At 75.2% G+C, this 1,203-nt stretch carries 1 protein-coding gene; it reads right to left on the bottom strand.

The genetic code is table 11. The features are described from left to right. Positions 1 to 1,203: tetratricopeptide repeat protein (locus A7A76_RS00750; protein ID WP_206409395.1), on the bottom strand; the 1,203-nt coding region annotated here is incomplete at both ends.

Below are 1,203 nucleotides of genomic sequence, written 5' to 3'. Positions count from 1 at the left end.
GCGGCCTGCGCCTGCGCGCGCAGCAGGCCGACGTCGGCCTGGCCGCGCGCGTCCTCGCGCTGGCGGAACAGCGCGGCGGCGGCATCGAGCTGCGCCAGCGCGGCGCCGATGCGGCCCTGCATCAGTTCCAGCTCGCCGAGATTGCGCCGCGCCACCGCGGCTTCTTCCATCATCTGCGCGGCCAGCGCGGCGTCGAGCGAGGCCTGCAGCGATTCGCGCGCCTGCGGCCAGTGCCCGCGCGCGCTCGCCAGCAGGCCCAGGTTCTGCGCGGTGCGGACCTTGCCGGTTTCGTCGCCGAGCTTGGCGTAGGCCTCGCGCGACTGCACCAGATAGGCCTGGGCGTCGTCGTAGGCGCCGAGCTGGTAATGGGCGAAGCCGATGTCGTTGAGCGCCTGGGCGGTGCCGGCGGCGTCGCCGGCCTGCTGCCAGGCGGCCAGCGCGCGCCGGAACGCGGCCAGCGCGGCGGGATAGTCGCCGCGTTCCTCGGCCAGCAGGCCCAGTTCGTTCTCGACCGCGGCCAGGCCGTGGCGGTCGTCGAGCGCGGCGTAGAGTTCGCGCGCCTGGTGCAGGCTGCGCGCGGCTTCGTCGAAACGGCCGGTCAGCGCCAGCACATTGCCGAGGTTGCGCAGGCTGGTCGCCAGCCCGCGCCGGTTGCCGACCGCGCGGCGCAATTCCACCGCGCTGCGGTACTGGTCGAGCGCGTGATCGTTCTGGCCCAGGCGGGCGTAGCCGATGCCCAGCGCGTTCTGGGTTTCGCCTTCGCCGTAACGGTTGCCGCCGCGCCGGTACTGGACCAGGGCGCGGGTCAGGTAGTCGTCGACCGCCGGCTGCGCCTGGCCGTGCAGGATCGAGAACTTGCCCAGTTCGAACCAGGCGCGCGGGTCGTCGGGATCGCGCGCGGTCAGCGCGCGCAACTGCGCGATCGCCGCGGCCGCGTCGCCGCCGGCGCCGAGCGCGCGCGCCAGCGCCAGTTGCGCGTAAGCGTCGTCGGGCGCGGCCCGCGCGCGTTGGCGCCAGTATTTGGCGACGGCGTCGAAGTCGCCGTCGAGGGCGGCGCGTTCGTTAGCGAAGCGCGCGACGATTGCCGCATCGCCGGCGGCCGCGCGTTCGCCGCGTTCGAGCGCCGCGTAGGCGGCGTCGCCGTCGCCGGCGGCGTTGCGCGCTTCGGCCAGCGCGAGCCAGGCCGCAGCGAAGCCGGGCGCG

It is taken from the genome of Lysobacter enzymogenes, from assembly GCF_017168095.1.
Taxonomy (GTDB): Bacteria; Pseudomonadota; Gammaproteobacteria; order Xanthomonadales; family Xanthomonadaceae; genus Lysobacter; species Lysobacter enzymogenes_D.
Note: the sequence above shows the minus strand (reverse complement) of the source record. Positions and strands in the feature narration are given on the sequence as shown.